The following is a 25,632-nucleotide window of genomic DNA, read 5'->3' on the forward strand; positions in this document are numbered from 1 at the left end:
GAGCTGACATGAACATCCACGAATACCAGGCCAAGCAGGTTCTTAAAGGTTTCGGCGCGCCGGTGGCGGAAGGCGTGCCGGTGTTCAAGGCAAGCGAGGCGGAAGCGGCGGCGAAGAAGCTGCCCGGCCCGCTCTATGTGGTGAAGAGCCAGATCCATGCCGGCGGCCGCGGCAAGGGCAAGTTCAAGGAACTCGCGGCGGACGCCAAGGGCGGGGTGCGGCTGGCGAAATCGGCCGACGAGGTTGTCGCCAACGTCAATGAAATGCTCGGCAACACGCTGGTGACGAAGCAGACCGGCCCGGCCGGCAAGCAGGTCAACCGCCTCTATATCGAGGACGGCGCCGATATCGAGCGCGAGCTGTATCTGTCGCTGCTGGTGGACCGCACGGTCGGACAGGTTGCCTTCGTCGTCTCGACCGAGGGCGGCATGGACATCGAAGGCGTGGCGCATGACACGCCGGAAAAAATCATCACGCTCGCCATCGACCCGGAAAAGGGCGTGACGGCGGAGGACGTGAAGAAGATCAACGCCGCCTACCAGCTGAGTGGCGATGCGGCGAAGGATGGCGAGACGCTGTTCCCGATCCTCTACAAGGCGTTTGTCGAGAAGGACATGAGCCTGCTCGAGGTCAACCCGCTGATCGTGATGAAGAACGGCCGGCTGCGCGTGCTCGACGCCAAGATGTCGTTCGACAACAACGCGCTGTTCCGCCACCCGGACATGGTGGAACTGCGCGACACGACCGAAGAGGACGAGAAGGAGATCGAGGCGTCGAAATACGACCTCGCCTACGTCGCGCTGGACGGCAATATCGGCTGCATGGTCAATGGCGCGGGCCTCGCTATGGCGACGATGGACATCATCAAGCTCTACGGCGCCGAGCCGGCGAACTTCCTCGACGTCGGCGGCGGCGCGACGAAGGAAAAGGTCACGGCGGCGTTCAAGATCATCACCAGGGACCCGGCCGTTAAAGGCATCCTGGTCAACATCTTCGGCGGCATCATGAAGTGCGACATCATCGCCGAGGGCGTCATCGCCGCGGTGAAGGAAGTCGGGCTGCAGGTCCCGCTGGTGGTGCGGCTGGAAGGCACCAATGTCGAGCTTGGCAAGAAGATCATCAACGAAAGCGGCCTGAACGTTATCTCGGCCGACGATCTGGACGACGCAGCCAAGAAGATCGTCGCGGCGGTGGGCAAGTAAGCCGGCTGACGGAGCGAGAGACACATGAACGCGGCGCCTTCCTTTGCCCTTTCCGACGGTCACCAGCGCCTGCAGGCGCTGGTCGGCGCGTGGCGTGGCGTGGAAGAAATGTCGGCGACGCAATGGGCGCCGGCGGGCACGGCGAGCGCCGAGGCGGTTGGGGAAGCCGATTTCGGCGGCCTGTTCGTCACCCAGCGTTACCGTCAGATGCGCGACGGCAGGGAAAGCTTCGCCGCGCGCAATGTCTTCGGTTTCGACCAGGCGGACGGGCTGACCAAGATGTACGCGTTCGATTCGATGGGCTTCGTCCCGGCTTCCCCGGCCAGCGGATCGTGGGACGGCGATAGATTGGTCCTGGAGCGCTCGTCGCCCCGTGGCGCGGCGCGCATCACCTATATTCTCGAAAGCCAGGATAGCTACCGTACCGAACTGCGATTTCGGCCGGCGGGCTCGGAAACCTGGCAAGACATGGCGAAGGGCGCTTTCAGCCGCGTTTCGTCTTCATCGATCACCCTCTGAGCAAGAAGGTAAGGCATGTCCATTCTCGTCGACAAGAACACGAAGATCCTGGTGCAGGGGCTGACCGGCAAGACCGGCACGTTCCACACGGAACAGGCGCTGGCCTATCACGGCACCAAGATGGTCGGTGGCATCCATCCCAAGAAGGGCGGCGAGACCTGGGAAGGCGCGAAGGGCGAGAAACTGCCGATCTTCGCCACCGTCGCCGAAGGCAAGGAAGCGACCGGCGCCACCGCCTCGGTCGTCTATGTGCCGCCGGCGGGCGCGGCTGAAGCGATCATCGAGGCAATCGACGCCGAAATCCCCTTCATCGTCTGCATTACCGAAGGCATCCCGGTGATGGACATGGTGCGGGTCAAGGCGCGGCTCGACCGGTCGAAATCGCGGCTGCTCGGGCCGAACTGCCCGGGCATCATGACGCCGGACGAATGCAAGATCGGCATCATGCCGGGTTCGATCTTCAAGAAGGGTTCGGTTGGCGTTGTTTCGCGCTCGGGAACGCTTACCTATGAAGCAGTCTTCCAGACCACCAATGTCGGCCTCGGCCAGACCACCGCTGTCGGCATCGGCGGCGACCCGGTCAAGGGCACGGAGTTCATCGATATTTTGGAAATGTTCCTCGCCGACGACGAGACAAAGTCGATCATCATGATCGGCGAGATCGGCGGCTCGGCCGAGGAAGACGCCGCGCAGTTCCTCCGGGACGAAGCCAGGCGCGGCCGTTCGAAGCCGATGGCAGGCTTCATCGCCGGGCGCACGGCGCCTGCCGGCCGCACCATGGGCCATGCCGGCGCGGTCATCTCGGGCGGCAAGGGCGGCGCGGAAGACAAGATCGCGGCGATGGAAGCCGCGGGCATCAAGGTTTCGCCCTCGCCGGCGCGTCTTGGCACGACGCTGGTGGAAGCGATAAAGGGCTAGGCAGTGGGCAATCGGCAATAGGCAGTCGGGACCGCGTTATCGACTGCCGACTGCCGGAGACCGACTGCCTCGGAACAAGGAGACGGAGCAAGGCTCCGCAGACATAAAATGGCACGACAAGATCAGGCCAACGACCAGTTTTCCCTCACTTCCTTCCTTTATGGCGGCAATGCCGACTACATCGACGCGCTCTATGCCGCCTATGAGGAGGATCCACAGTCGGTCGATCCGCAGTGGCAGGAGTTCTTCGCCGGGCTGAAGGACGATTCCAACGACGTCCAGAGGAACGCCAAGGGCGCCTCTTGGGAACGCCCGTCCTGGCCGCTCGTCGCCAATGGCGAACTGGTTTCGGCGCTCGACGGCAATTGGGGCCTGGTCGAAAAGGTCATCGACAGGAAGGTCAAGGACAAGGCGGTTGCCAATGGCGCGACCATGTCCGACGCCGACGTCCACCAGGCGACGCGCGATTCGGTGCGCGCCATCATGATGATCCGCGCCTATCGCATGCGCGGGCACCTGCACGCCAATCTCGATCCGCTCGGCATCGCCAAGCCGCTCGAGGACTATAACGAGTTGTCGCCGGAGAATTACGGCTTCACCGAAGCCGATTACGACCGACCGATCTTCCTCGACAATGTGCTGGGGCTGGAATTCGGCACCGTCCGGCAGATGCTGGAAATCCTCACCCGCACCTATTGCTCGACGCTGGGCGTCGAGTTCATGCATATTTCCGATCCCGAAGAGAAGGCCTGGATCCAGTCGCGCATCGAAGGCGCCGACAAGGAGATCATCTTCACGGCGGAGGGCAAGAAGGCGATCCTGTCGAAGCTGATCGAGGCCGAGGGGTTCGAGCAGTTCATCGACGTCAAGTACAAGGGCACCAAGCGTTTCGGCCTCGACGGCGGCGAATCGCTGATCCCGGCGCTGGAACAGATCCTGAAGCGGGGCGGTTCGCTCGGCTTGCAGGAAGTCGTGCTCGGCATGGCGCATCGCGGCCGGCTCAACGTGCTGACCAATGTGATGTCGAAGCCGCACCGGGCGGTCTTCCACGAATTCAAGGGCGGCTCCTACGCTCCCGACGACGTCGAAGGCTCGGGCGACGTCAAGTACCATCTCGGCGCCTCGTCGGATCGTGAGTTCGACGGCAACAAGGTGCATCTTTCGCTGACGGCAAACCCCTCGCATCTGGAAATCGTCAATCCCGTGGTGATGGGCAAGGCGCGCGCCAAGCAGGATTATCTGTTCGGGCGCTCACGCGGCGAACTGGTGCCGCTGGAAGAGCGCGCCAAGGTCATGCCGCTTTTGCTGCATGGCGACGCCGCCTTTGCGGGCCAGGGCGTGATCGCCGAAATCTTCGGCCTGTCGGGGCTGCGCGGCCATCGCGTCGCTGGAACGCTGCATTTCATCATCAACAACCAGATCGGATTCACCACCGATCCGCGTTTCTCGCGTTCGTCGCCCTATCCCTCCGACGTCGCCAAAATGGTGGAAGCACCAATCCTGCACGCCAATGGCGACGACCCGGAAGCCGTGGTCTACGCCGCCAAGATCGCGACCGAATTCCGCATGAAGTTCCACAAGCCGGTCGTGGTGGACATGTTCTGCTACCGCCGCTTCGGCCACAATGAGGGCGACGAGCCTGCCTTCACGCAGCCCCTCATGTACCGCAACATTCGCTCGCACAAGACGACGGTGCAGCTTTATGCCGACCGGCTCATCTCGGAAGGGCTCCTCACCCAGGATGAGTTCGACAAGATGAAGGCCGACTGGCGCGCGCATCTGGAGAGCGAGTGGGAGGTCGGCCAGTCCTACAAGCCCAACAAGGCCGACTGGCTGGACGGCGCATGGACTGGCCTGCGGAGCGCCGACAATCAGGACGAGCAGCGCCGCGGCAAGACCGCCGTGCCGGTCAAGACGCTGAAGGAAATCGGCAAGAAGCTGACCGAGGTGCCGAAGGACTTCGAGGTCCACAAGACCATCGGCCGCTTTCTCGACAATCGCCGCCAGGCGATCGAGTCGGGCGAAGGCATCGACTGGTCGACCGCCGAGGCGCTGGCTTTCGGCGCCATCCTCCTCGACGGCAATCCGGTCCGTCTTTCGGGCCAGGATTCGGAGCGCGGAACCTTCTCGCAGCGCCATTCGGTGCTGTACGACCAGAAGGACGAAACGCGCTACATTCCGTTGAACAATCTCTCGGCCGCGCAAGCCGGCTACGAGGTCATCAACTCGATGCTGTCGGAAGAGGCCGTGCTCGGCTTCGAATATGGCTATTCGCTCGCTGAACCCAAGGCGCTGACGCTGTGGGAAGCCCAGTTCGGCGATTTCGCCAATGGCGCGCAGGTGGTGTTCGACCAGTTCATCTCGTCTGGCGAGCGTAAGTGGCTGCGCATGTCGGGCCTCGTCTGCCTGTTGCCGCATGGCTATGAAGGACAGGGCCCGGAGCATTCGTCGGCGCGGCTGGAGCGTTTCCTGCAGCTTTGCGCCGAGGACAACATGCAGGTCGCGTACTGCACGACGCCGGCTAACTATTTCCACATACTGCGCCGGCAGCTGAAGCGCGACTTCCGCAAGCCGCTGATCCTGATGACGCCGAAATCGTTGCTGCGCCACAAGCGGGCGGTATCGACGCTTCCCGAAATGTCGGGCGAAAGCGCCTTCCACCGGCTGCTGTGGGACGATGCGCAGATGCTGCCCGATCAGGCGATCAAGCTCACCAAGGATTCGAAGATCCGCCGCGTCGTGCTGTGCACGGGCAAGGTCTATTACGATCTTTACGAGGAGCGCGAGAAGCGGGGCATCAACGACATCTATCTGCTGCGCGTCGAACAGCTCTATCCGTTCCCGGCCAAGGCGCTGATCACCGAACTGTCTCGGTTCCGCAATGCCGAGATGGTGTGGTGTCAGGAAGAGCCGAAGAACATGGGCGCCTGGGCGTTCATCGACCCCTATCTCGAATGGGTGCTCGCCCATATCGACGCCAAGCATCAACGGGTGCGGTATACAGGCCGTCCTGCAGCAGCATCGCCGGCGACCGGCCTGATGTCGAAACATCTCGCCCAACTCGCCGCCTTCCTCGAAGACGCGCTGGGCGGCTGACCTGACCCACGGCTGATAGACCTCGAATCAACGGAAGCAACCAATGGCCACCGAAATCAAAGTCCCGACGCTGGGCGAATCCGTCACCGAAGCGACCGTCGGCAAATGGTTCAAGAAGGCGGGCGAAAGCGTCGCGGCCGACGAGCCGTTGGTCGAGCTGGAAACCGACAAGGTGACGATCGAAGTGCCATCGCCGGCTGCCGGGATGCTGTCCGACATCATCGTCCAGGAAGGCGAAACCGTCGGCGTCGGTGCGGTGCTTGGCGCGATCTCCGCTGGTAGCGACAAGGCGTCGGAAAAGCCGGCTGCCAAACCGGCTGAAAAGACCTCGGAAAAGACCGGTGAAGCGCCTACCCCCAAGCAGGAAACGGCAGTCGCACAAGCGTCGGCGCCGACCGCCGCATCCACCACGAAGGAGGCAGCCGCCCAGCAGGCCAAGATCGCCGGCGAAAGCCCCGTCGAGCCGCGCGACACCCCGCCGGCGCCGTCCGCCGCCAAGCTGCTTGCCGAGAACAATCTCTCGGCAGACCAGGTGTCGGGTTCTGGCAAGCGTGGCCAGGTGCTGAAGGGCGACGTGCTCGACGCCATCTCCAAGGGCGCGCCGTCGCAGCCCGCCGAAACGCCGAAAGTTCCCGCAGCGCAGGCAGCGGCGCGGACGCCGACTTCGGAAGAGGATGCGGGCCGCGAGGAGCGGGTGCGCATGACCAAGCTGCGCCAGACAATTGCGCGCCGGTTGAAGGAAGCGCAGGCGACCGCCGCCATGCTGACCACCTTCAACGAGGTGGACATGAAGGCGGTGATGGATCTGCGCGCCAAATACAAGGACGTGTTCGAGAAGAAGCATGGCGTGAAGCTCGGCTTCATGGGTTTCTTCACCAAGGCCGTTACCCATGCGCTGAAGGAAATCCCGTCGGTCAATGCCGAGATCGACGCGACCGATATCATCTTCAAGAACTATGCCCATATCGGCGTTGCCGTTGGCACCGAGAAGGGTCTGGTCGTTCCGGTCGTCCGCAATGCCGACCAGATGTCGATCGCCGAGATCGAGAAGGAAATCGGAAGGCTTGGCGTGGCTGCCCGCGACGGCAAGCTGTCGGTCGCCGACATGCAGGGCGGCACCTTCACGATTTCGAATGGCGGCGTCTATGGTTCGCTCATGTCGACGCCGATCCTCAACGCGCCGCAGTCGGGCATTCTCGGCATGCACAAGATCCAGGACCGGCCGGTCGTCGTCGGCGGCCAGATCGTGATCCGGCCGATGATGTATCTGGCGCTTTCCTACGACCACCGCATCGTCGACGGCAAGGAAGCCGTCACCTTCCTGGTGCGGGTCAAGGAAAGCCTGGAAGATCCCGAACGGCTGGTGCTGGATCTGTAAGCACAGTGGAATGGGTTCGCTCGGAGCATCAGTTACCAAAGCCGGACTGTTGCCTGGCCACAGCGGGTGGCTGATCAGGGCCGCGGTGATGGCCGTCCCGGTCCTTTCGACGGCGCAAGCGGCCCTTGCCGGCTGCCCGGTCGAACTCGCCGTGTATGGTGATCGCGACGATGCAGCCGGAATCGACTTCCGGCCAGCGACGGAGTCGGCAACGGTGACCAACGCCTTCAGGATGAATCTCGAAAATGGCGTCCAGCTCGACGGCATGGTGATGTGGAGCGAAGGCGTCGAGCGGCCCTATGGGGCTCTGATGTACAAGTGTCCGGACGGCGACGTTACGGGCGCCGAACTGCAAGCCTGCACATTATGGCAAGGCGTCGTCTATGCAGCCGACGAGACCGGCGTGGTCAGCCTGCTGCCGAAGAAGGGCGATGCGCCGAAGACGCTGATCTTTCCCGACCTCGGCCCTTCGCTGCGCCACTCCTCCGCCTACGGCGCGCAAGGCTTTTCGAAACTACCGTGGGACGTCTTCGCGTTGAAGGGGTGCCAGGAATGAACGCGCCGAAAACGCTGCTGGTGACCGGCGGCTCGCGCGGCATCGGCGCGGCGATCGTGCGCATGGCGGCGGCGCGCGGCTGGCGTGTCGCCTTCAGCTATGTCGCGAACCGCGAAGCGGCCGACAGTCTGTCGCGGGAGCTGGAGGAGACAGGCGCGAAAGCCTTGGCGGTGCAGGCCGATCTCGGCAGCGAGGCTGACATCATGCGGCTGTTCGAAACCGTCGATGCCCATTTCGGCTCGCTGGATGGGCTGGTCAACAATGCCGGCGTTGTCGACAAGAAGGCGCGGATCGACGAGATGTCGGGCGAACGGCTGGAGCGGATGTTCCGCATCAACGTCATCGGTTCGATCCTGTGCGCACGCGAAGCGGTGAAGCGCATGTCGAGCCGGCATGGCGGTCGGGGCGGCGCCATCGTTAGTCTGTCTTCCGCAGCCGCCAGGCTCGGCAGCAGCGGCGAATATGTCGATTATGCCGCGTCCAAGGGGGCCATAGACACCTTTACCGTGGGGCTTGCCCGGGAAGTCGCGACCGAGGGTGTTCGCGTCAATGCGGTGCGGCCGGGCATGATCGATACCGAGATCCACGCCTCCGGCGGCCAGCCGGACAGGATCGAAAGGATGCGTGCGCTGATCCCGATGAAGCGGGAAGGCCGCGCCGATGAAATCGCCGCGGCCGTACTGTGGCTGCTTTCTGACGAAGCTTCCTATACGACAGGCGCGCTGCTCGACGTCAGCGGCGGGCGCTAAGGTCGTGGACCGGACCAAGAAGGGAAAATGAAATGGCTTACGATGTTGTGGTGATCGGTTCCGGCCCCGGCGGCTATGTGTGCGCGATCAAGGCGGCGCAGCTTGGCCTCAAGGTAGCCGTGGTGGAAAAGCGCGAGACCTTCGGCGGCACCTGCCTCAACATCGGCTGCATTCCGTCCAAGGCATTGCTGCACGCGTCGGAAATGTTCGCCGAGGCTGGCCATTCCTTCGACATGCTGGGCGTCGAGGTGACGCCGAAGCTGAACTTGAAGAAGATGATGGCGCACAAGGACGCCACTGTCGCCTCGAATGTCGGTGGCGTCGCCTTCCTGTTCAAGAAGAACAAGATCGATGCCTTCCGTGGCACCGGCAAGGTTGTTTCCGCCGGCAAGGTTTCGGTGACCGGCGAGGACGGCAAGAGCCAGGAGATCGAGGCGAAGAACATCGTCATCGCCACCGGCTCGGATGTCGCCGGCATTCCCGGCGTCAAGGTCGATATCGACGAGAAGACCATTGTCTCGTCCACCGGCGCGCTGTCGCTTGACAAGGTGCCGGGCCATCTGGTCGTGGTTGGCGGTGGCGTCATCGGGCTTGAGCTCGGCTCTGTCTGGGCGCGGCTCGGCGCCAAGGTGACGGTGGTGGAGTTCCTCGACACGATCCTCGGCGGCATGGACGGCGAGGTATCGAAGCAGTTCCAGCGGCTGCTCGCCAAGCAGGGCTTCGACTTCAAGCTCGGCGCCAAGGTCACCGGCGTCGCCAAGGCGAAGAAGGGTGCGAGCGTCACCTTCGAGCCGGTTAAGGGCGGCGAGGCCGAGACGATCGATGCCGATGTGGTGCTGATCGCCACAGGCAGGCGCGCCTATACGGACGGGCTCGGGCTGAAGGAAGCCGGCGTCGATGTCGATGAGCGCGGACGGGTCAAGACCGACGGCCATCGGAAGTCCAATGTGCCCGGCATCTGGGCGATCGGCGACGCCATCGCCGGGCCGATGCTGGCGCACAAGGCCGAGGACGAGGGCGTGGCGGTGGCGGAAACCATCGCCGGGCAGGCCGGGCATGTGAACTACGAGGTGATCCCGAGCGTCGTCTACACCAGCCCGGAGATTGCTTCGGTCGGCAAGACCGAGGAGGAGTTGAAGAAGGCCGGCATCGAGTACAAGGCCGGCAAGTTCCCGTTCACGGCCAATGGCCGGGCGCGCGCCATGCTGCACACGGACGGTTTCGTCAAAATCCTGGCCGACAAGACGACCGACAAGGTTCTGGGCGTTCACATCGTCGGCTTCGGCGCCGGCGAGATGATCCACGAGGCGGCGGTGCTGATGGAGTTTGGTGGTTCGTCGGAAGATCTTGCCCGCACCTGCCATGCGCACCCGACCATTTCGGAAGTGGTTAAGGAAGCGGCTCTGGCGACGTTCTTCAAGCCGATTCATATCTGAGAGGGCCACGGCTCGAAGACCTGGCCTGTGAAGTGAATTTTCACACTGCTCGATTCGGGACCGTAACGATGCGCTACGCGCGTGTGATGGCCTCGACAATCGCACGCAGTTCCGCGACTTCGGCTTCCAGCGCCGCGACGCGGGATTCGAGACCTGAGTTTGCAACTGGCGAGGCCTTGAAAGGCTCAATCGCGGCTGCCGCTTCGACCGGGCCGGCGAGCAGATGGGCGAAGCGCTCCTCGCGCTGGCCGGGCGCGCGGCCGATATCCTGCACCAGCGGCGGCCGGCGTCCGATAAGCATGTCGAGTTCGCCGCGCACCGCATCGGCATCGGCGAACTGCGCCAGCCGTTCGCTGCGCGCCAACAATTCATGCACCGTCTGCGACCCACGCAGCAGAAGCAGGCCGACAAGGGCGGTCTGGCCGCGCGTCAGCGAGAATTTCTGCGCCATCTGATGCTCGTAGCGTTCGACGCGCGAGGCGAAGACCTGCCGCACCAGTCCCTTCGATTGCAGCGTGCCGAGCGCCCGGTTGATGTCCGCCATGTCGAGCGCCATGACCGGCTCGCGCGCTGTCTTCTGATTCGCGGCGGCGACCAGCGCGTTCGACGTCATCGGATAGACGTCCGGCGTCAGCTCCTTCTTTTCGATCAGGCAGCCGAGGATGCGCGCTTCGGCCGGAGAGAGGTGAGGGAGGTCTTCGGTCATAGTTTGCTGCTCTCAGGCTCGCGGCGTGCTAGCCGCGGCGCCTAAATACCAGACGATCGCGGCTTAAACCCGCCGTTCCACCATCATCTTCTTGATCTCGGCGATCGCCTTGGCCGGGTTCAGGCCTTTGGGGCAGGTCTGCGCGCAGTTCATGATGGTGTGGCAGCGATAGAGCCGGAACGGGTCTTCGAGATTGTCGAGCCGCTCGCCGGTCGCCTCGTCGCGCGAATCGATCAGCCAGCGATAGGCCTGCAGCAGCGTCGCCGGGCCGAGATAGCGGTCGCCGTTCCACCAGTAGCTCGGGCAGGAGGTGGAGCAGCAGGCGCACAGGATGCACTCGTAGAGCCCGTCCAGCTTCTGCCGGTCCTCATGGCTTTGCAGCCATTCCTTGGCCGGCTCGGGCGAAACCGTCTTCAGCCATGGCTCGATGGAGCGGTGCTGGGCGTAGAAATTGGTGAGGTCGGGCACGAGGTCCTTGACCACGGGCATGTGCGGCAGCGGATAGACCTTCACGGCGCCGGAAATGTCGTCGCAGCCCTTGGTGCAGGCGAGCGTGTTGGACCCGTCGATGTTCATGGCGCAGGAACCGCAGATGCCCTCGCGGCAGGAACGGCGAAGCGTCAGCGTCGGATCGATCTTGTTCTTGATCCAGAGCAGGGCGTCGAGGACCATCGGCCCGCAATCGTCCATGTCGACGAAATAGGTATCGATGCTGGGGTTCTCGTCGTCGTCCGGCGACCAGCGATAGATGCGGTATTCGCGCAGATTGGTCGCGCCGTCCGGCTTCGGCCAGGTTTTGCCCTGCCTGATCTGCGAGTTCTTGGGAAGGGTCAGTTCGACCATGGTGCGATCCTCAATAAACCCGCGCCTTGGGCGCGATCTTCTTCGGGTCGATGCCGCCTTCGGACTGCGGCAGCACGGTTTCGGTGTGGACCGGGCGATAGCCCAGCGTCACCTTGCCGTCGGCAGAAAGCCAGGCCAGCGTGTGCTTGCGCCAGTTGACGTCGTCGCGGTCGGGATAATCCTCGCGCGCCTGGGCGCCGCGGCTCTCCTTGCGGGCTTCGGCGCCGTAGACGGTGGTAATCGCGTTGGCCATCAAATTCTCCAGCTCCAGCGTCTCGACCAGATCGGAATTCCAGATCATCGAGCGGTCATAGACCTTGATGTCCTTCAACTCGCTCCAGATCTCCGAAATGCGCTTGCAGCCATTCTGCAGCGATTCCTCAGTACGGAACACCGCGGCGTCCTCCTGCATGGTGCGCTGCATCTTGTCGCGCAGCACCGCGGTGGGGATCGGGCCGTTGGCGTGACGAAGTCTGTCGAAACGGTCCATGATCGCATCGACAGACGCCTGGTTCGGCGAGGGAATCGCCGATTTGCGGTCGATGACCTGACCGGCGCGGATGGCGGCGGCGCGGCCGAAGACGACAAGGTCGATGAGCGAGTTGGAGCCGAGCCGGTTGGCGCCGTGAACGGAAGCGCAGCCTGCCTCGCCAACAGCCATCAGGCCGGGCGAGATACGGTCGGGTTCACCGGCGGTCGGGTTCAGCACCTCGCCCCAGAAGTTGGTCGGCACGCCGCCCATATTGTAGTGAACCGTCGGCGAGACCGGGATCGGCTCCTTGGTCAGATCGACGCCGGCGAAGATCTTGGCCGATTCGGAAATTCCGGGCAGCCGCTCATGCAGCACGGCCGGGTCGAGATGGTCAAGGTGCAGGTAGATGTGGTCCTTGAGCTTGCCGACGCCGCGGCCCTCGCGGATTTCCAGCGTCATGCAGCGCGAGACGACGTCCCGCGAAGCGAGGTCCTTGGCCGAGGGCGCATAACGCTCCATGAAGCGTTCGCCTTCTGAATTGACCAGATAGCCGCCTTCGCCACGGGCGCCCTCGGTGATGAGGCAGCCGGCGCCGTAGATGCCGGTCGGGTGGAACTGGACGAACTCCATGTCCTGCAGGGGCAGTCCCGCGCGGGCCGCCATGCCGCCGCCATCGCCGGTGCAGGTGTGGGCGGAGGTGGCTGTGAAATAGGCACGGCCGTAGCCTCCGGTCGCCAGCACCACCGTCTTGGCGGAAAAGCGATGGATGGTGCCGTCATCGAGGTTCCAGGCGACGACGCCGGTGCAGGTGCCGTCGGGCTCCATGATCAGGTCGAGGGCGAAGTACTCGATGAAGAACTGGGCGTTGTTCTTCAGCGACTGGCCGTAAAGCGTATGCAGGATGGCGTGGCCTGTGCGGTCGGCCGCGGCGCAGGTGCGCTGCACCGGCGGGCCGTCGCCGAACTGGGTCATGTGGCCGCCGAACGGACGCTGGTAGATCTTTCCTTCCTCGGTGCGCGAGAAGGGCACGCCATAGTGCTCGAGCTCGTAGACAGCGGCCGGCGCCTCGCGCACGAGGTATTCCATGGCATCGACGTCGCCCAGCCAGTCGGAACCCTTCACGGTGTCGTAAAGGTGCCACTGCCAGTTGTCGGGGCCCATATTGGCGAGCGAGGCGGCGATGCCGCCCTGCGCCGCGACGGTGTGCGAACGGGTCGGGAAGACCTTGGTGATGCAGGCCGTGCGCAGCCCCTGTTCGGCCATGCCGAGGGTGGCGCGCAGGCCGGCGCCGCCGGCGCCGACGACGACGACGTCGAATTTATGGTCGACATAGGTATAGGCGGAATTGCCGGCCGTTTTCGTTTCAGTTGCCAAGGCTCAGCCTCCGAATGCGAGCTTGAGCAGGGCGAAGATGGAGACGACGCCGACCGCTACCGTGAAGAAGGTGTTGAGCACCATCAGGGCAAGCTTGCTGCCTTCATGGTGCGCGTAGTCCTCGATGATTTCCTTCATGCCGAGGCGCATGTGGTCGAGGCCGATGACGAGGAACAACGCCACCACCAGCGTCACCAGCGGCTGCGCCAGCGAGGCGCGCACTTCGGCGAAGCCGGCGCCGCGCAGCGAGACGATCCAGCCGACGACAAAGAAGGACAAGGGAAGAAGCGCGATGGAGGACAGGCGCTGACGCCAGAAATGGCCGGTGCCTTCCCTAGCGGAGCCCAGTCCGCGGACGCGGTTGAGGGGGGTTCGAAAGTCGTTCATGTGGCGCTCCCGACGAAGAAATAGAGCGCCCACAGCGCCAGGGTCAGCACCACCGAAGCGATGACGGTCAGCCAGGCAAGACGTGAAGCGGTATGCTTTTCCAGACCGGCCCCGGTATCCCAGATCAGGTGGCGGACGCCGCCGAGCAGATGCTGGAAAATCGCCCAGGTGTAGCCGAACAGAACCAGTCGGCCGAACCAGGAGCCGACGATGCCGTCGATGAAGGAGAATTGCTGTTCGGAGGTCGCCGCAGCCAGCAGCCACCATGCAACCAGCAGCGTGCCGACATAGAGCGCGCCGCCGGTGATGCGGTGAACGATCGACACCGTCATGGTGATCGGCCAGCGATAGACCGTCAGGTGCGGTGAAAGCGGCCTCTCACGGCGGATCGGCGCTTGGGTGGCTGGTGATTGGCTCATGGCTCCCCCAGAATCGACGCCCATGAATGCAACTCAGAAAACGGCACGGCCATTCCGGTTGCGACTTCGGACAGCGCGTTTCTAGAACTCTTTTTGCACTGCGTCAAAGCCGGAAAACCGTTTTGGAAAAGTCATTTAGTCTGAGAAATCCCGCATGCGCCGCTTCAAACGATTGAAGCCGGTGAGGGTATCCTTGCCGACCGGTTTCAGGCCCGGGCTGGCCCATCGGAAAGTGTCACTTCCACCAAAAATCAGCGCTTGCAAGCCATGGGAGACGAGCCGCCCTTCATGACCAGCGCCTCGCTGCCGTCGATGACGATAGCGTCGTGCTCAAACCCGAAACGGCTGTTCTGATTGGAGGGCGAGGCGGGCAGTTCCTCGCTCATGCCATCCGACCCGACGACGCGCACAGACCCGCCGAGGTTTTCGACCGTCATTCTGCCGCCATCGGCGCAAGTGTAGGTCGCAACGCGCGGCTGCGCCGGATCGGTTTCGACGTGAGCCCCTGGCGGCGCTGCTGACGGGCCCGGACGGGAAGCGCCGGCTTGTGGCGTCCCGGGCTGGGAAACACAGGCTGAAACAGCAACGAGCGGGAGGACGGCAAGTATCGTCCGATGGAATTGGCATGACGCCATTTTCTATTCTCCTGCCGCAGAACTTAGCTGGTCCTGGCGGACAAACGCAAGAAATGGCTGGCTCGGCTGACCGAAACTACGACGTTAACCATGTTTGCTGAAGGCAGGCCTGGTTGAGGCACGCGCCTCTTAACAAAGGTTAAGAAAAGGTTAATTTGGCGAATCGAGGCGGCACGTTCTTATCAGGGAGGACGCTCAATGCGTTCGACACATTTGCTTCGTTTCGGAATGCTTGCCGTTCTGGCGCTTTGCGCAAGCCTTCAATCCGCCTCGGCGCGCGAGCGGGATCACGTCTATGCCGATTCGTTCGGCAATCTGGTGGTGGAAAGCGCTGCCGGCTACAAGCGCATCCTTGTCGGCGAAGGCGCGATGGCGAAGGAATTGTCGCGCTATACCGGCGCCGGCCAGCCGGAGGTCGTCTATTCCAGCGAGCCGGACGCCACCTCGGAGCGCGACTGCTACCGGCCTCCCGTCCTGGTGAAGGGCCGCAGCTACATGTACGGTCTTTCAGACGGGGAGATGCCGCAGATCAGCCCTTGCCGTTGAAGTCGCGTCCGGATCTTGCGCCGGTCGAGATGATCGAGGAAACGGCCGAAACACGCACCTGATCGCGGCCGCCCTTCTTCGCCTCATAGAGCGCGTGATCCGCCCGCTGCATCAGTTCGGCAAAGCTTTCATACGGCGTCAGTTCGGCGACGCCGAAGCTTGCAGTACAGCGATAGTCGCGGGGCAGACCCTCCACCGGGAGCGCGCCGAAAGCGCTGCGGGTGCCTTCGGCCAGCAGCCGGGCGCCGGCCAGATTGGTGCCAACCAGAAGAATGGCGAATTCCTCGCCGCCGATGCGTCCGGCGACATGGCGTTCGACGCTGGCTTCGTGCAGGAAACTGGCGAAGGTCTCGATAACCTTGTCTCCGCAGGCATGGCCGAAACTATCGTTGATCGACTTGAAATGATCGAGATCGGCGATCACCAGCGACACGGATATGCCGCGGCGCACCGCGCCTGAAAGCACGGCCCCGGCCCGGCGTTCGAAGCCGCCGCGATTGAGCAGCAGCGAAAGCGAATCGGTGTCGGAGCGCGACGCTGCCTCCGTCAGCGTGTCCCGCACGAGGATGACAAGCACCAGAAGGGCGAGCGCCATCGAAAACACCGTGCCGAGGGACTGGGAAACCATGGCATAGGTGGTCTGCAGATACGCCGTCGCATCGGCTCCCCAGCCGCCAACGGCATGGGCGATGAAGGGCTTGCTCAGAAATTGCAGCGCGCTGGCGGCGAGAACGCCCATGAGGATGCGATCCAGCGCCTCCTTCCGGTGCGGCGACGACCAGACGATGCCGAGGCCGATCAGCTGCATCGCGGCATAAGGCAGTTGATAGGCCATCATCCTCGCCAGCGATTGCCGCGGCAGATCCTGAACCAGATAGACGGCGGCGCTGGCGAACACGAGGAAGGCCAGCATGGAGCGCCAGGGTGGCGCGACGTCGTATTTGCGGGCGAGACCGGTGTTGAAGACGATCGTCGCGACCAGCAGGACGGCGAAGGCGGCCACCACCGGCCAGCGCGCGTCGGTGAAGGACTGGATCGAGAGTTCGATCAGGAGATAGACGATGCCGATGCAATAGCTGGCGGCCATCCATCGCGCCGCTATGCGCCTTGCATCCTGAACGGCAATCGCCAGGAACGCCGCGGCCAGCAGGCCGGCAACGACCATGTTGATCGCCAGGATGAAGTTTGCTCCGCTCATCGTCGTTCCACGCGTGTGGCCCAGCTAATCACGCAGGCACGAAAATCCAGTTAACGTCAGGCAGGATCCACGGCGACAAATGACATCGGGTGGGCCGGCAAGGGGCTGGCGGCAGGGCGCTCATAGGACAGGCGCACGCTGTCGCGCCCGCTTCGCTTGGCCTTATAAAGGGTGTCGTCGGCGCGGCGCATCAGCGGCTCAAGGCTTTCGCCGAAGCTGCGTGCGGCAATGCCGAAGCTGGCTGTGACGCGCTTGCCGGGCGGCAGTCCGTCCACATCGGCGGCGGCGAAGCCGGTGCGGATCGCCTCGGCGCACAGGCGGGCCGCAGCGAGATCAGCCACCGGCAGCAGTATGGCGAATTCCTCGCCGCCCAACCGCGCAACCAAGGCGCGGTTGCCGGCGGCGGCCTGCAGCTTGCGGGCAAAATCGGCGATCACCCTGTCGCCGGCCTGATGCCCGTGAACGTCGTTGACCGCCTTGAAATGATCCAGGTCGGTCAGGACCAGCGCCACGGGCAACCCGGTCTTGCCGCAACGATCCAGCAGGCGCGCGGCGCGCTCCTCGAAGCCACGGCGGTTCAGCAGCCGGGACAGGGGGTCGGTATGCGAATCGGCCTTGAGCCCGGACACGACGTCCAGTCCCGCGCCGGCGAGCAGGACCAGCGCCAGCATCAGCGACAGCAGCGCATGCGACAGCACGGCGGACATCCAGTAGGCGGACTGGTAGAGGTTATCATAGGTGAGGGGACCATCCTGCAAGGACAGGACGACGGCGGTACGGGCGACGAAATTCAGCCCAACAACGAAAGTTAGCATCACCAGGACCGTTCCGAGAGGCCCTCTGCCGGGCGCCCGATACATCTGCGCGGCAACGAAGAAGGTGATGCCGCCGAGCGAGAAGTTCATGGCGTAGATGCGCCAGGACAGATTGGGATCGATGAAAAGGAACCAGATCAGAAGCGAAAGCCCGATCGCTGAAAGGATGCCGACGGCGGCATAGGGCGGGCGCGCCGTGTAGCGGGCGCTGACCGCCAGAGCGATACAGGCGGTGCCCGCGATGAAGGCGACGTTGGAGATGAGCTTGGTGGGGTAAAAGCCGATGGGCAGCACGAAATACTGCAGCAGGAATCCGACGGAGGAAAACAGATAGCCGAAGGCAAGCACGGCCAGATAGCGGCTATGGCGCTGATAAAGCCACAAGGTGGCGAACGACGCCGCCAGCATAAGCGCGATCGACGGATTGAGCAGCGCTGTCACCAGGCCCATGTTCACCGATTGCGCCTTCAGCCGTTTCCCCTGCGGAAGGAGCATAAGGGGCAAGCACAAACAACGGGTTAAACTCCTGGATCGCCAAGTGCGGCGCAACGCCGCGACGTTGCCGGCGTCGGCCACCCCGGCATGGCACGAACGGCCCGGCGCCTTTGCCTGGAACCAGCGGCGGCGGCCGGCGTTGCACGGCCAACCCTTCGATGCGGATGCACACTGCGATTCAGGAGAATGAGATGGCTGAAACCGTAACCCTTACCGAACACGAAGCCGTCCGCGACTGGGCCGCCGCCCGCGCCGGTTTCCCGGCGATCGTCGACGTGTCGCCGGAAAGCGGCACGCAGCCTATGCTGCGGATCGTTTTCGGCCAGCACGCCTATGCCGACAACGATCAGGCGGACCGGCCGGCCAATGCTGGCGGGTACGAACTGGTCGAGTGGGATGAATGGTTCAAGCTATTCGATGAACTGGAACTGGCCCTGGTGGTGGAAGCGGAGCAGGCCGGCAGGCGGGAACAGTATCACCAGCTGGTGCGTCGCTCAGACTGACAAGGACCGTGCGCGCTCCCGGAAAGGGAATCCGGCTGAGACCCGCTGAAGGAAACATCGTTCCGGTAGACCACGAGCCAGCGGGAACATGGGCCTCGCCGGCTGGCGCCGGAGGGTTTAGGTTCCGATCCTGACGTTACGGTAACATCCAAGGGCAGAATGACGATGTCGACACTGGTTCGGCCTCTGGCGGCCGAAAGCCGCTTCCCGCCCATCGGCCCGGCGGGTCTTTATCGCCGAAGGCCGTGGCCGGGGCTTGCGCGTGCAGATGCTGCTGCTGGCGTTGGCGGTGCTGCTGTTCTTCCCCTTCCTGGCGCAGGGCACGCTGTTCGGGAACCCGATCAAGGGCTCGGTCTCTCCGGCCGGGGTCTCGGTCGTCGTCGGCGCGTTCATGTTCGGACTCGGCATGCAGCTGGGCGGCGGCTGCGCCTCCGGAACCCTGTTTACGGCCGGCGGCGGCAATGCGCGGATGCTGGTGACGCTGCTGTTCTTCATCGTCGGGTCGCTGCTCGGCACTGTCAATTTCGACTGGTGGACGAGCCTGCCTTCGCTACCGCCGATCTCGTTGGTGCAGAGCTTCGGCGCGGCAGGCGGCATCGCGCTGTCGCTGGTGGTCTTCGCCGCCGTGGCGGGCATTTCCGTTCTGGTGGAAAAACGCAAGCACGGCGCGCTGGAAACGGCGCCGGTCTCGCCGCGTCACGGCCTGTCGCGATTCCTGCGCGGACCATGGCCGCTTGTGTTCGGCGCCGTTGCGCTGGTGGTGCTCAACTTCGTCACGCTGGCGCTGGCTGGACGCCCCTGGGGCATAACCTCGGCATTCGCGCTCTGGGGCGCCAAGGGCGCACAGCTTGTCGGCATCGATCCGACGGCATGGGCATACTGGCAGACGCCGGGCAATGCCAGCGCACTGGCGAACAGCGTGTTCGCCGACATCACCTCAGTTATGGATTTCGGCATTATCGCCGGGGCCATGCTGGCGGCGGCGCTCGCCGGCAGCTTCGCGCCGAGCCTGGACATTCCGCTGCGCTCGGTCGCGGCAGCGGTGATCGGCGGCCTGCTTCTGGGTTATGGCGCGCGCATCGCCTATGGCTGCAACATCGGCGCCTATTTCTCGGGCATCGCATCCGGCAGCCTGCACGGTTATCTATGGGCGATTGCGGCGTTCGCGGGCAACATCCTGGGCGTCGGCAATGCGGCCGTTCTTCTTCGAGCCGCGCCGCATCGTCGCCCGCGGCGACGGCTGACGTCTCAGGAAAGCGCCTTCGCCTCGATCAGCCTGACCAGCGTTAGAAGCGTCCGGTTGACCGGGGTCGGAACACCCAGCGCGTCGCCCTTGCGGACGACGTAGCCGTTGAGATGCTCGATCTCGGTCGGCCTGCCGCGGGCGATGTCCTGCGCCGTCGAGGCATACTGGTTCGGCATGCTCGCGGCGAGATTGGCGACCGTCTGCGCGGTTTCCGCCGGAACGGTAACCCCCGCCGCGCGGGCGACGGCCAGGCATTCGTTCAAAACATCCTGCATGACCTCTTTGACGCCATCGGTCTCAAGCAGCCTGCCATAGGGAAGCTGCGGGATGGCCGACAAGGCGTTGTAGGCGCAGTTGACGATCAGCTTGCTCCACAGCGCGCCGATGGCATTGTCCGACACGACCGTCGGGATGCCGGACGCCGTGAATGCTTCGGCGATCCTGTCACTATCCAGCGAGGCGCCGATGATGAGATCGCCGCGGCCGTGATGTTTGACATGGCCGGGCCCGGCCATTTCCGTCGCCACGTAGACGGCAGCCGGGATGGTTGTGTGTCCGATGACGGCCCGCAGGCGTTCGGCATTGTCGACGCCGTTCTGCAGGCAGATGATCGCCGTCCGGTCGCCGAGATACGGCGCGATCTGCCGTCCGGTCGCTTCGGTATCGGTCGATTTCACGCAGAACAGGACGATGTCCGCGCCGGCGACGCCGTCAGGTTCGGTCGTCGCCTGCATCGGCACATGGCCGGTGAACCTTAACTTGCTCTCAAGAAGAAGACCGCTCTGCCTGGCTGCCTCGACATGCTGCGGCCGGCCGATCAGGGTTACGGCATGGCCGGCCTTCGCCAGGATCGCGCCCATGTAGCAGCCAACAGCACCAGCGCCCATCACGGCAATGTTCATGAGATCACCTCGCGGACAAGAAAAAGGCCCGCCGGGGGAGGACCGGCAGGCCTGATCTGAACAGCGGCGCGGGAGGAGGTGCACCGCAGTCTGTGCCAACATTGTTCCGGGAGGAATGAATCGTCAGCATGACTGACCCATAACGCGATCCATAAATCTGGCAATTGAGCTTTCTGCATAGGTGCCGTGCGTTTATGCGCGAGCGGCATATGTTGCCGGGCAACGGCCATCGGCCAAGCGGGAGACCAATGTGGAGGACATTGACGTAGCCGTCATCGGTGCTGGCGCGGTCGGCCTTGCCGTGGCCCGCGAACTGGCGCTGCGGGTTTCGGCCGAGGGCACCGATCCTTTGGAGGTGGAAGCCAACGCGTTCGCGGCGGAACTCCTCATGCCGGAAGCCTTCCTCGCCGATGCTATCGGCTAGGAAGGCCTCGATTTGGATGATGATGCTGCAGCCGACGCACTCGCGCGCAGGTTTAAGGCGAGCGCCTCTGCCGTGAGGAATCGATTGAGCTACTCCTGGTAGCGAGAGAGGGTCGTTTGGGATACGTCTTCTTTGACACCGAGACGACCGGGCTCTCTCCGGCGTTCGATCAGATTCTGCACTTTGCCGCCATCCACACGGATCATGAGCTGAAGGAACTCGACAGATTTGAGGTCAGGTCACGGCTGTAGCCGCATGTAGTGCCGCATCCTGCTGCTATGCTCACGAACCGCTTGCCAATCGAACTGCTCGTTGATCGCGGACTACCCACGCATAGCGAGATGGTGGCTGAGGTGAGACACAAATTGCTCGCCTGGTCCCCCGCAGTCTTCGCCGGCTTCAACTCGATTGGCGTCGACGAGGAAATGCTGCGCAACGCCCTCTTTCAGACCCTTTTCCATCCATACCTGACAAGCGGGACAGGCTGCGGCAGGGCTGACGCGTATGGCTTGGTCCAGACTGCTTGCGCTCTAAGCCCCGGATGTCTGGCAGTCCCGCTCAAGGTCGACGGGCGACGCGACTTCAGCCTGGCCTCGCTCCTGGACGCGAACGGCCTCAGCTCGGAGGATGCCCACTATGCAATGTCCGAGGTCCTTGGGACAGTCGCACTGTGCCGCAGGGTCAAGGATCGATCGCCTGACGCGTGGCAGCGATTCGTCCGACTTTCGAACAGAGCAGCCGTTGCCGAACTCGTCGACGAGGAACAGGGCTTCTTGCTGACGGAATTCTACGGCGGCGAAGCTTACCACCTTGCGGTCGTCTGCATCGGAATGAGCCCGGATAACCGTCAAGGAAGGTTCTGCATCGACCTGGATCACGATCCAGACGGCTGGGATCGGATGTCGGATGATGAGGTTCGAGCCGAGATTTCACGCAAGGGGACGCCGCTACGACGGCTGCGAGTGAATGGTGCTCCAACGCTGACACCGCTTGAAGAGGCGGACGACCTAATGCCGGGGATCGATGTGGAGACTGCCCGCGAAGGGCTCGCCGCTACCGCGCCGCCGGTGAGATCGGCGCAAGGCTGATCCGTATCTACACAGAAAACTGGAGGGTCACTGAACCTTCACCCTATCCGGAGCGTATGCCGATGGGGGACCGCTCACACTGGTCGCCGCGCTCGATGCGTTGGAGGTGTTGATTGCAAACACTGATCCAGGATAGTTGGCGCTGCTTTCCATGTATCGGACCTATGTTTTGGACCGGATTGCGCGAGCAAAGTCTTTCTGTAACGGTAGCTGAGCCAGTCATCGCTGACTAAGTCAGTTGACAAACGAACGGCGGGTCTCGGAAACTCAGAATCGTGTCAGAGCGCCTATTTTACGGGTTCTGACAGCTTGCCGGCATCAACCAATGTGATCAATGGCCTTGACGATCGCGCCAATGTAAGCGGAACCGCATGGCAGCTAAGCGCGATGGCCTCTGTTTCACCGCAACAGTCCAAAGACTGAGATCCGGGTCCGCCCGATATGGTGTTTTGTGTGCCCTAATCGGATTGGCAGCTTTTGGGACATTCAACAATGCTGAGCAACGACCGGAACGAGGGCGCAAAGCTCCCATTGGTGCAACGTGCGCCCGCCGCCTGCGCCAGCCGTTCCTCGAAGACGAAGGCTCCGAGGCTCGCCATACCTGCGAGCGAATGTGAGAGCGATCGGCCCGGCGATCAAGCCAATGTGCAAGTCGGACTGTTTAAAGGATCATAATTTTACGGCGATCATCGCCGCAAGCTGGGTAACCAGAAAATTCATGCCAACGAACGCTGAGGGACGTCAACTGCTGTTGAACCTGGTGCCAGACGGGCTCCCGGTCACGAAACAATGGCTGCAAAAACAGAACCCCGACCTCGACCGTCATGCGGTCGACAACCTCCTCAAAAGCAGGCAACTCACAGCCCTTGCGCCGGGTGTTACACACGGCCCGGTACACACCTCACCTGGCAAGGTGTGGTCAGCTCACTGCAGAATATCTCTCGCACCGATCTGAGCGTCGGCGGGCTGACTGCCCTGGAACTGCATGGATTCGCCCACTACCTGCCACTGTCCCGGCGGCGTGCGGTTCATCTCTATGGCAAGGATCCGTTGCCACGATGGGTAGCGGCCGCGCTGCCGGAGGCAGTTCGTTCGGCACAGTCGCCTAGCCGCGCTCGGGGGTACCGGACTCGTCAACTACGAGTACGACACAAGGGAGCGATCTCTCATCATAGACACGGAGACACAACGCCCCTCTGCCTGGCCCTTCACGCTGTCAGCGCCGGAACGGGCTTATCTTGAGGTTCTAATGGATGTGCCAACGACTGTATCGTTCGAGCATGCCGATCAGCTCCTCCAGGGAATGACCACCTTGTCGCCGCGCCGCATGGAGCAACTCCTGCGCAAGTGCACGAACGTAAAGGTGCGCCGCCTCTTCTACTGGATGGCCGAACGTCATTCCTTCTCTTGGCTGAAGAAGCTGCCCAGGCCCGACGCGCTTGATGAACTCGGCATGGGCAGCGGCAACAGAGTGGTAGCAAAGGGTGGCAGACATTCAAAATACCACATAACCGTTCCGGAGGAGATGTTGACACTACCAGCCCATACTACCGACAAGTCGCCTCCTGACTCGCGTTCTTCCGCTCGTAGCGGAGGAGAAGGTTTTCGCTTTAAGAGGCGGAACCGCTATCAATCTTTTCACAAGAGATCTGACGCGGCTGTCTGTCGACATCGATCTCATGTACTCTACCTGCCTATGGACGACCGCGATGAGGCGCTGAAGAAAAATTGCCGCAGCACTGTCTCGGATAGCAGATGCGATCACCAGGGCGATTCCCGACACCGCGATCATCCGATCCTATGAGGATCAAGCGGACGCACTTAGGCTATTCGTTAGCCAAGGCAATGACCGCATCAAAATCGAGTTGTCACCCGTACTACGCGGATCGGTCTTCCCGGAGGAACTGCGCGAAGTGGCGCCGGTGGTGGAAGAGCAATTCGGCTACGTCGAAATGCAGCTTCTTTCCATCCCAGATCTCTACGCCGGAAAACTTTGCGCGGCGCTCGACTAGCAGCATCCCCGCGATCTCTTCGACGTCAAGCTGCTCCTCGAAAACGAGGGCCTCACCGAGGATCTCGTGAAAACCTTCCTCGCCTACCTCATCAGCCACAACCGAACGATGGCGGAACTGTTGCGGCCAACCGCAAGGACATCGCGGGCGTCTATGAAGGCGAGTTCCTGCGCATGTCGCAGATCGACGTTGGGCTCGATGAATTGCTAGCTGTTCGCGAGTAACTCATCGCCGCCATCAACAAGGCGATGACAGCCGACCAGCGCATGTTCATCCTCTCGTTCAAGGCACGTAGACCGGACTGGAAGCTTCTTGGCCTTGACGGGGTCGACAAACTGCCTGCTGTGCGCTGGAAGTTGCGTAATTTGGAGCGAATGCCGAAGGAGCGGCACCGCCGCACCTACGAAGCGTTAGAGCGTGTGCTCGGCCAGTGACAAGCCGCGGAGATGGCGGCTTCCAGCGCTTGGTTCCGGTGTAGGGGCGAGCGATATCGACCTCCAAGTGGATCGTAGCATGTCCGAAAATTGTAGCAAATTTCAGACACCGAAAGCTCGTCTACGCTCGGACCGCCGCATCAGATCTGGCGAGGAATATTGTGGTCTGCGGTTTCTTTGCGCTTTTAAGACCGCTCTGAAAAAGACGATGTTCTTTCTGTGCTTAGTCGCATATTGGCTTAGAACGCAGCGATCGGCTCTCGTTCCTCCGTTAATCGTCCTGATCGACCATCAAACCCGGTTTATTGCCCGGACGTGTCATTGAGTTGCGGGGTCAGGTCCCCGACCACCTGTCGCAATGCCCGTAGCGCCGCCAGGTTTTCATGTTCCACCAGCGTCAGGAAGCCGATCTCTATCAAAGGCAGGGCCAGGCTCTGTATGTCGAGCGCCCGCAACTCGCCGGCGGCGATGTGGGTATCGAGCGTGAAGCGTGGTACGCAGGTCAGCACCTCGAGCTCACGTGCCAGGATCAGCAGGCCCGCGGGATCCGCGACCTCTATCATCGGCACCGGAACGGCGGCGCCCCGGTTCCGGAATTCCGTTTCGAGCGCGACCCGGTTGTTGGAGTCGGCGGGCGGCAGGGCCCATCGCCAGGACGCCAGCTCGGAAATCGCGATATTCTTCCGGCTTGCCAGTGGATGGCTGATCGAACATGCCAGGACGAGATCGGCGCGGATCAGGGGATCGTGGCGCAGCGTCGAAACCATGGTCTGCGGGATCTGGTCCCAGTCGATGCGGCCAACATAGCAGTCCAGTTCGCCGTTCGACAGCGAACGAAGCATATCGCCGACCACGCCGGTATGGAGGCGAAGCCGCACGGGCTCCGGCCTGGCCTGCAAAAGGCGCATGGCGGCCGGCATCAACTTGAAGATTAAGGCGGGGTTTGTGCCGACCCTCAATATCGGAGACGGGTCGGCTCCTAGTTCGCTCACCAGATGTTCGAAGGACGCAAGACCAGAGCGTGCGCGTTGAAGCACAAGCTTTCCCGCCGGGCTGAGTTCGACGCCGCGGATAGAGCGTTCGACCAGCTGCACTCCGAAAGCATATTCCAAATCCTTGACCATCTGCGACACCGCCGGCTGCGTCCGGTTCAGCGTCGTTGCGACCGATCGCAGCGATCGCTGCTCGTCGATCAGTTGCAGGAGCCTGAGGTGGCGCAGTCGCAATCCATCCAGGCGCATAGGCGGTGTAGGCATAAGAAAATCCTATCACATTCTAC

The 25,632-nt window shown here is 62.9% G+C and carries 26 protein-coding genes and 2 pseudogenes; 18 read left to right on the top strand and 10 right to left on the bottom strand.

The features are described from left to right. Nucleotides 1-8: 8 nt before the first annotated feature. The 8 genes from sucC (at nucleotide 9) to lpdA (ending at nucleotide 9,854) form a co-directional block, all read left to right on the top strand. On the top strand, nucleotides 9-1,202 hold the full coding sequence (gene sucC, locus J2X35_RS12690; protein ID WP_310185841.1) for an ADP-forming succinate--CoA ligase subunit beta: 1,194 nt from the start codon (nucleotides 9-11) through the stop codon (nucleotides 1,200-1,202). Between the two features lie 24 nt (nucleotides 1,203-1,226). After that, nucleotides 1,227-1,721, top strand: a complete 495-nt coding sequence (locus J2X35_RS12695; RefSeq protein WP_310185844.1) for a DUF1579 family protein — start codon at nucleotides 1,227-1,229, stop codon at nucleotides 1,719-1,721. A 15-nt stretch (nucleotides 1,722-1,736) separates the two neighbouring features. Beyond that, nucleotides 1,737-2,639: a succinate--CoA ligase subunit alpha gene (gene sucD, locus J2X35_RS12700; protein ID WP_056113087.1), complete on the top strand. Its 903-nt coding sequence runs from the start codon at nucleotides 1,737-1,739 to the stop codon at nucleotides 2,637-2,639. Between the two features lie 108 nt (nucleotides 2,640-2,747). Beyond that, on the top strand, nucleotides 2,748-5,735 hold the full coding sequence (locus tag J2X35_RS12705) for a 2-oxoglutarate dehydrogenase E1 component (RefSeq protein WP_056113084.1): 2,988 nt from the start codon (nucleotides 2,748-2,750) through the stop codon (nucleotides 5,733-5,735). A gap of 43 nt (nucleotides 5,736-5,778) precedes the next feature. Beyond that, nucleotides 5,779-7,113 (top strand): 2-oxoglutarate dehydrogenase complex dihydrolipoyllysine-residue succinyltransferase, encoded by a 1,335-nt coding sequence (gene odhB / locus J2X35_RS12710; RefSeq protein ID WP_310185846.1) that lies wholly within the window; start codon nucleotides 5,779-5,781, stop codon nucleotides 7,111-7,113. 88 nt (nucleotides 7,114-7,201) lie between these two features. Beyond that, nucleotides 7,202-7,669: a hypothetical protein gene (locus tag J2X35_RS12715; RefSeq protein WP_310185849.1), complete on the top strand. Its 468-nt coding sequence runs from the start codon at nucleotides 7,202-7,204 to the stop codon at nucleotides 7,667-7,669. Continuing rightward, nucleotides 7,666-8,418, top strand: coding sequence for an SDR family oxidoreductase (locus tag J2X35_RS12720; protein WP_310185851.1), 753 nt, complete (start codon nucleotides 7,666-7,668; stop codon nucleotides 8,416-8,418). The genes J2X35_RS12715 and J2X35_RS12720 overlap by 4 nt, the downstream gene beginning before the upstream one ends. A 32-nt stretch (nucleotides 8,419-8,450) precedes the next feature. Beyond that, the gene (lpdA, locus tag J2X35_RS12725) at nucleotides 8,451-9,854 is read left to right on the top strand and encodes a dihydrolipoyl dehydrogenase (protein WP_310185853.1); all 1,404 of its coding nucleotides are present in this window, start codon (nucleotides 8,451-8,453) and stop codon (nucleotides 9,852-9,854) included. 73 nt (nucleotides 9,855-9,927) lie between these two features. Here the strand turns inward: lpdA and J2X35_RS12730 are convergent, their stop codons facing one another. From J2X35_RS12730 to J2X35_RS12755, 6 genes are all read right to left on the bottom strand, one after another. Next, on the bottom strand, nucleotides 9,928-10,560 hold the full coding sequence (locus J2X35_RS12730) for a DUF480 domain-containing protein (protein WP_310185856.1): 633 nt from the start codon (nucleotides 10,558-10,560) through the stop codon (nucleotides 9,928-9,930). A 63-nt stretch (nucleotides 10,561-10,623) separates the two neighbouring features. After that, nucleotides 10,624-11,403, bottom strand: a complete 780-nt coding sequence (locus tag J2X35_RS12735; protein ID WP_056113070.1) for a succinate dehydrogenase iron-sulfur subunit — start codon at nucleotides 11,401-11,403, stop codon at nucleotides 10,624-10,626. Between the two features lie 10 nt (nucleotides 11,404-11,413). Next, the gene (gene sdhA, locus J2X35_RS12740; RefSeq protein ID WP_310185858.1) at nucleotides 11,414-13,249 is read right to left on the bottom strand and encodes a succinate dehydrogenase flavoprotein subunit; all 1,836 of its coding nucleotides are present in this window, start codon (nucleotides 13,247-13,249) and stop codon (nucleotides 11,414-11,416) included. Between the two features lie 3 nt (nucleotides 13,250-13,252). Further along, complete coding sequence (gene sdhD, locus J2X35_RS12745; protein ID WP_310185860.1) at nucleotides 13,253-13,636, bottom strand: succinate dehydrogenase, hydrophobic membrane anchor protein; 384 nt, start codon at nucleotides 13,634-13,636, stop codon at nucleotides 13,253-13,255. After that, nucleotides 13,633-14,055 carry a succinate dehydrogenase, cytochrome b556 subunit gene (sdhC, locus tag J2X35_RS12750; RefSeq protein ID WP_310185862.1) on the bottom strand — a complete coding sequence of 141 codons (423 nt, stop codon included), beginning with the start codon at nucleotides 14,053-14,055 and terminating at the stop codon, nucleotides 13,633-13,635. The genes sdhD and sdhC overlap by 4 nt, the downstream gene beginning before the upstream one ends. Before the next feature lie 251 nt (nucleotides 14,056-14,306). Then, on the bottom strand, nucleotides 14,307-14,492 hold the full coding sequence (locus J2X35_RS12755; protein WP_310185865.1) for a hypothetical protein: 186 nt from the start codon (nucleotides 14,490-14,492) through the stop codon (nucleotides 14,307-14,309). Nucleotides 14,493-14,918: 426 nt separating this feature from the next. Between J2X35_RS12755 and J2X35_RS12760 the strand changes: the two genes are divergently transcribed. Beyond that, nucleotides 14,919-15,236, top strand: a complete 318-nt coding sequence (locus J2X35_RS12760) for a hypothetical protein (protein ID WP_405023223.1) — start codon at nucleotides 14,919-14,921, stop codon at nucleotides 15,234-15,236. Here the strand turns inward: J2X35_RS12760 and J2X35_RS12765 are convergent. Continuing rightward, on the bottom strand, nucleotides 15,220-16,434 hold the full coding sequence (locus tag J2X35_RS12765) for a GGDEF domain-containing protein (protein ID WP_310185869.1): 1,215 nt from the start codon (nucleotides 16,432-16,434) through the stop codon (nucleotides 15,220-15,222). The genes J2X35_RS12760 and J2X35_RS12765 overlap by 17 nt on opposite strands. Nucleotides 16,435-16,490: 56 nt before the next feature. Then, on the bottom strand, nucleotides 16,491-17,699 hold the full coding sequence (locus tag J2X35_RS12770; protein ID WP_310186153.1) for a GGDEF domain-containing protein: 1,209 nt from the start codon (nucleotides 17,697-17,699) through the stop codon (nucleotides 16,491-16,493). A 236-nt stretch (nucleotides 17,700-17,935) separates the two neighbouring features. Between J2X35_RS12770 and J2X35_RS12775 the strand changes: the two genes are divergently transcribed. Both J2X35_RS12775 and J2X35_RS12780 read left to right on the top strand, forming a co-directional pair. Further along, the gene (locus tag J2X35_RS12775; protein WP_310185871.1) at nucleotides 17,936-18,247 is read left to right on the top strand and encodes a hypothetical protein; all 312 of its coding nucleotides are present in this window, start codon (nucleotides 17,936-17,938) and stop codon (nucleotides 18,245-18,247) included. Nucleotides 18,248-18,515: 268 nt separating this feature from the next. Beyond that, the gene (locus J2X35_RS12780) at nucleotides 18,516-19,595 is read left to right on the top strand and encodes a YeeE/YedE family protein (RefSeq protein ID WP_310186155.1); all 1,080 of its coding nucleotides are present in this window, start codon (nucleotides 18,516-18,518) and stop codon (nucleotides 19,593-19,595) included. Here J2X35_RS12780 and J2X35_RS12785 read toward each other — a convergent pair. Continuing rightward, nucleotides 19,496-20,395 carry a 2-dehydropantoate 2-reductase gene (locus J2X35_RS12785; RefSeq protein WP_310185873.1) on the bottom strand — a complete coding sequence of 300 codons (900 nt, stop codon included), beginning with the start codon at nucleotides 20,393-20,395 and terminating at the stop codon, nucleotides 19,496-19,498. The genes J2X35_RS12780 and J2X35_RS12785 overlap by 100 nt on opposite strands. 250 nt (nucleotides 20,396-20,645) lie before the next feature. Here J2X35_RS12785 and J2X35_RS12790 point away from each other — a divergent pair, with 250 nt between their 5' ends. The 7 genes and pseudogenes from J2X35_RS12790 to J2X35_RS12815 all read left to right on the top strand — a co-directional run bounded on the left by J2X35_RS12790 (nucleotide 20,646) and on the right by J2X35_RS12815 (nucleotide 24,353). Continuing rightward, the gene (locus J2X35_RS12790) at nucleotides 20,646-20,819 is read left to right on the top strand and encodes an ImmA/IrrE family metallo-endopeptidase (protein ID WP_310185874.1); all 174 of its coding nucleotides are present in this window, start codon (nucleotides 20,646-20,648) and stop codon (nucleotides 20,817-20,819) included. Between the two features lie 116 nt (nucleotides 20,820-20,935). Beyond that, nucleotides 20,936-21,070, top strand: coding sequence for an exonuclease domain-containing protein (locus tag J2X35_RS19850; RefSeq protein ID WP_405023213.1), 135 nt, complete (start codon nucleotides 20,936-20,938; stop codon nucleotides 21,068-21,070). 27 nt (nucleotides 21,071-21,097) lie between these two features. Further along, complete coding sequence (locus J2X35_RS12795) at nucleotides 21,098-21,907, top strand: hypothetical protein (protein WP_310185875.1); 810 nt, start codon at nucleotides 21,098-21,100, stop codon at nucleotides 21,905-21,907. A 789-nt stretch (nucleotides 21,908-22,696) separates the two neighbouring features. Continuing rightward, nucleotides 22,697-23,149 (top strand): AbiEi antitoxin N-terminal domain-containing protein, encoded by a 453-nt coding sequence (locus J2X35_RS12800; protein WP_310185876.1) that lies wholly within the window; start codon nucleotides 22,697-22,699, stop codon nucleotides 23,147-23,149. Between the two features lie 7 nt (nucleotides 23,150-23,156). Beyond that, nucleotides 23,157-23,366, top strand: a pseudogene (locus J2X35_RS19855) (type IV toxin-antitoxin system AbiEi family antitoxin domain-containing protein); the annotation flags it as partial. A gap of 106 nt (nucleotides 23,367-23,472) precedes the next feature. Continuing rightward, nucleotides 23,473-24,129, top strand: a pseudogene (locus J2X35_RS12810) (nucleotidyl transferase AbiEii/AbiGii toxin family protein). 38 nt (nucleotides 24,130-24,167) lie between these two features. Then, nucleotides 24,168-24,353, top strand: a complete 186-nt coding sequence (locus tag J2X35_RS12815; RefSeq protein WP_310185879.1) for a hypothetical protein — start codon at nucleotides 24,168-24,170, stop codon at nucleotides 24,351-24,353. A gap of 302 nt (nucleotides 24,354-24,655) precedes the next feature. Here the strand turns inward: J2X35_RS12815 and J2X35_RS12820 are convergent, their stop codons facing one another. Continuing rightward, entirely contained in the window at nucleotides 24,656-25,609 is a 954-nt protein-coding gene (locus J2X35_RS12820; protein ID WP_310185881.1) for a LysR substrate-binding domain-containing protein, read from the bottom strand. Nucleotides 25,610-25,632: the final 23 nt, after the last annotated feature.

It is taken from the genome of Mesorhizobium sp. BE184 (assembly GCF_031457045.1).
In the GTDB taxonomy this organism is placed as follows: Bacteria; Pseudomonadota; Alphaproteobacteria; order Rhizobiales; family Rhizobiaceae; genus Mesorhizobium.

Bases quoted from the DNA above. Each gene is read 5' to 3' on its own strand.
- sucC (WP_310185841.1), top strand. From the start codon at position 9: ATGAACATCCACGAATACCAGGCCAAGCAGGTTCTTAAAGGTTTCGGC.
- J2X35_RS12695 (WP_310185844.1), top strand. From the start codon at position 1,227: ATGAACGCGGCGCCTTCCTTTGCCCTTTCCGACGGTCACCAGCGCCTG.
- sucD (WP_056113087.1), top strand. From the start codon at position 1,737: ATGTCCATTCTCGTCGACAAGAACACGAAGATCCTGGTGCAGGGGCTG.
- J2X35_RS12705 (WP_056113084.1), top strand. From the start codon at position 2,748: ATGGCACGACAAGATCAGGCCAACGACCAGTTTTCCCTCACTTCCTTC.
- odhB (WP_310185846.1), top strand. From the start codon at position 5,779: ATGGCCACCGAAATCAAAGTCCCGACGCTGGGCGAATCCGTCACCGAA.
- J2X35_RS12715 (WP_310185849.1), top strand. From the start codon at position 7,202: ATGGCCGTCCCGGTCCTTTCGACGGCGCAAGCGGCCCTTGCCGGCTGC.
- J2X35_RS12720 (WP_310185851.1), top strand. From the start codon at position 7,666: ATGAACGCGCCGAAAACGCTGCTGGTGACCGGCGGCTCGCGCGGCATC.
- lpdA (WP_310185853.1), top strand. From the start codon at position 8,451: ATGGCTTACGATGTTGTGGTGATCGGTTCCGGCCCCGGCGGCTATGTG.
- J2X35_RS12730 (WP_310185856.1), bottom strand. From the start codon at position 10,560: ATGACCGAAGACCTCCCTCACCTCTCTCCGGCCGAAGCGCGCATCCTC.
- J2X35_RS12735 (WP_056113070.1), bottom strand. From the start codon at position 11,403: ATGGTCGAACTGACCCTTCCCAAGAACTCGCAGATCAGGCAGGGCAAA.
- sdhD (WP_310185860.1), bottom strand. From the start codon at position 13,636: ATGAACGACTTTCGAACCCCCCTCAACCGCGTCCGCGGACTGGGCTCC.
- sdhC (WP_310185862.1), bottom strand. From the start codon at position 14,055: ATGAGCCAATCACCAGCCACCCAAGCGCCGATCCGCCGTGAGAGGCCG.
- J2X35_RS12755 (WP_310185865.1), bottom strand. From the start codon at position 14,492: ATGACGGTCGAAAACCTCGGCGGGTCTGTGCGCGTCGTCGGGTCGGAT.
- J2X35_RS12760 (WP_405023223.1), top strand. From the start codon at position 14,919: ATGCTTGCCGTTCTGGCGCTTTGCGCAAGCCTTCAATCCGCCTCGGCG.
- J2X35_RS12765 (WP_310185869.1), bottom strand. From the start codon at position 16,434: ATGAGCGGAGCAAACTTCATCCTGGCGATCAACATGGTCGTTGCCGGC.
- J2X35_RS12770 (WP_310186153.1), bottom strand. From the start codon at position 17,699: ATGGGCCTGGTGACAGCGCTGCTCAATCCGTCGATCGCGCTTATGCTG.
- J2X35_RS12775 (WP_310185871.1), top strand. From the start codon at position 17,936: ATGGCTGAAACCGTAACCCTTACCGAACACGAAGCCGTCCGCGACTGG.
- J2X35_RS12780 (WP_310186155.1), top strand. From the start codon at position 18,516: ATGCTGCTGCTGGCGTTGGCGGTGCTGCTGTTCTTCCCCTTCCTGGCG.
- J2X35_RS12785 (WP_310185873.1), bottom strand. From the start codon at position 20,395: ATGAACATTGCCGTGATGGGCGCTGGTGCTGTTGGCTGCTACATGGGC.
- J2X35_RS12795 (WP_310185875.1), top strand. From the start codon at position 21,098: ATGCTCACGAACCGCTTGCCAATCGAACTGCTCGTTGATCGCGGACTA.
- J2X35_RS12800 (WP_310185876.1), top strand. From the start codon at position 22,697: ATGGCTGCAAAAACAGAACCCCGACCTCGACCGTCATGCGGTCGACAA.
- J2X35_RS12815 (WP_310185879.1), top strand. From the start codon at position 24,168: ATGACAGCCGACCAGCGCATGTTCATCCTCTCGTTCAAGGCACGTAGA.
- J2X35_RS12820 (WP_310185881.1), bottom strand. From the start codon at position 25,609: ATGCCTACACCGCCTATGCGCCTGGATGGATTGCGACTGCGCCACCTC.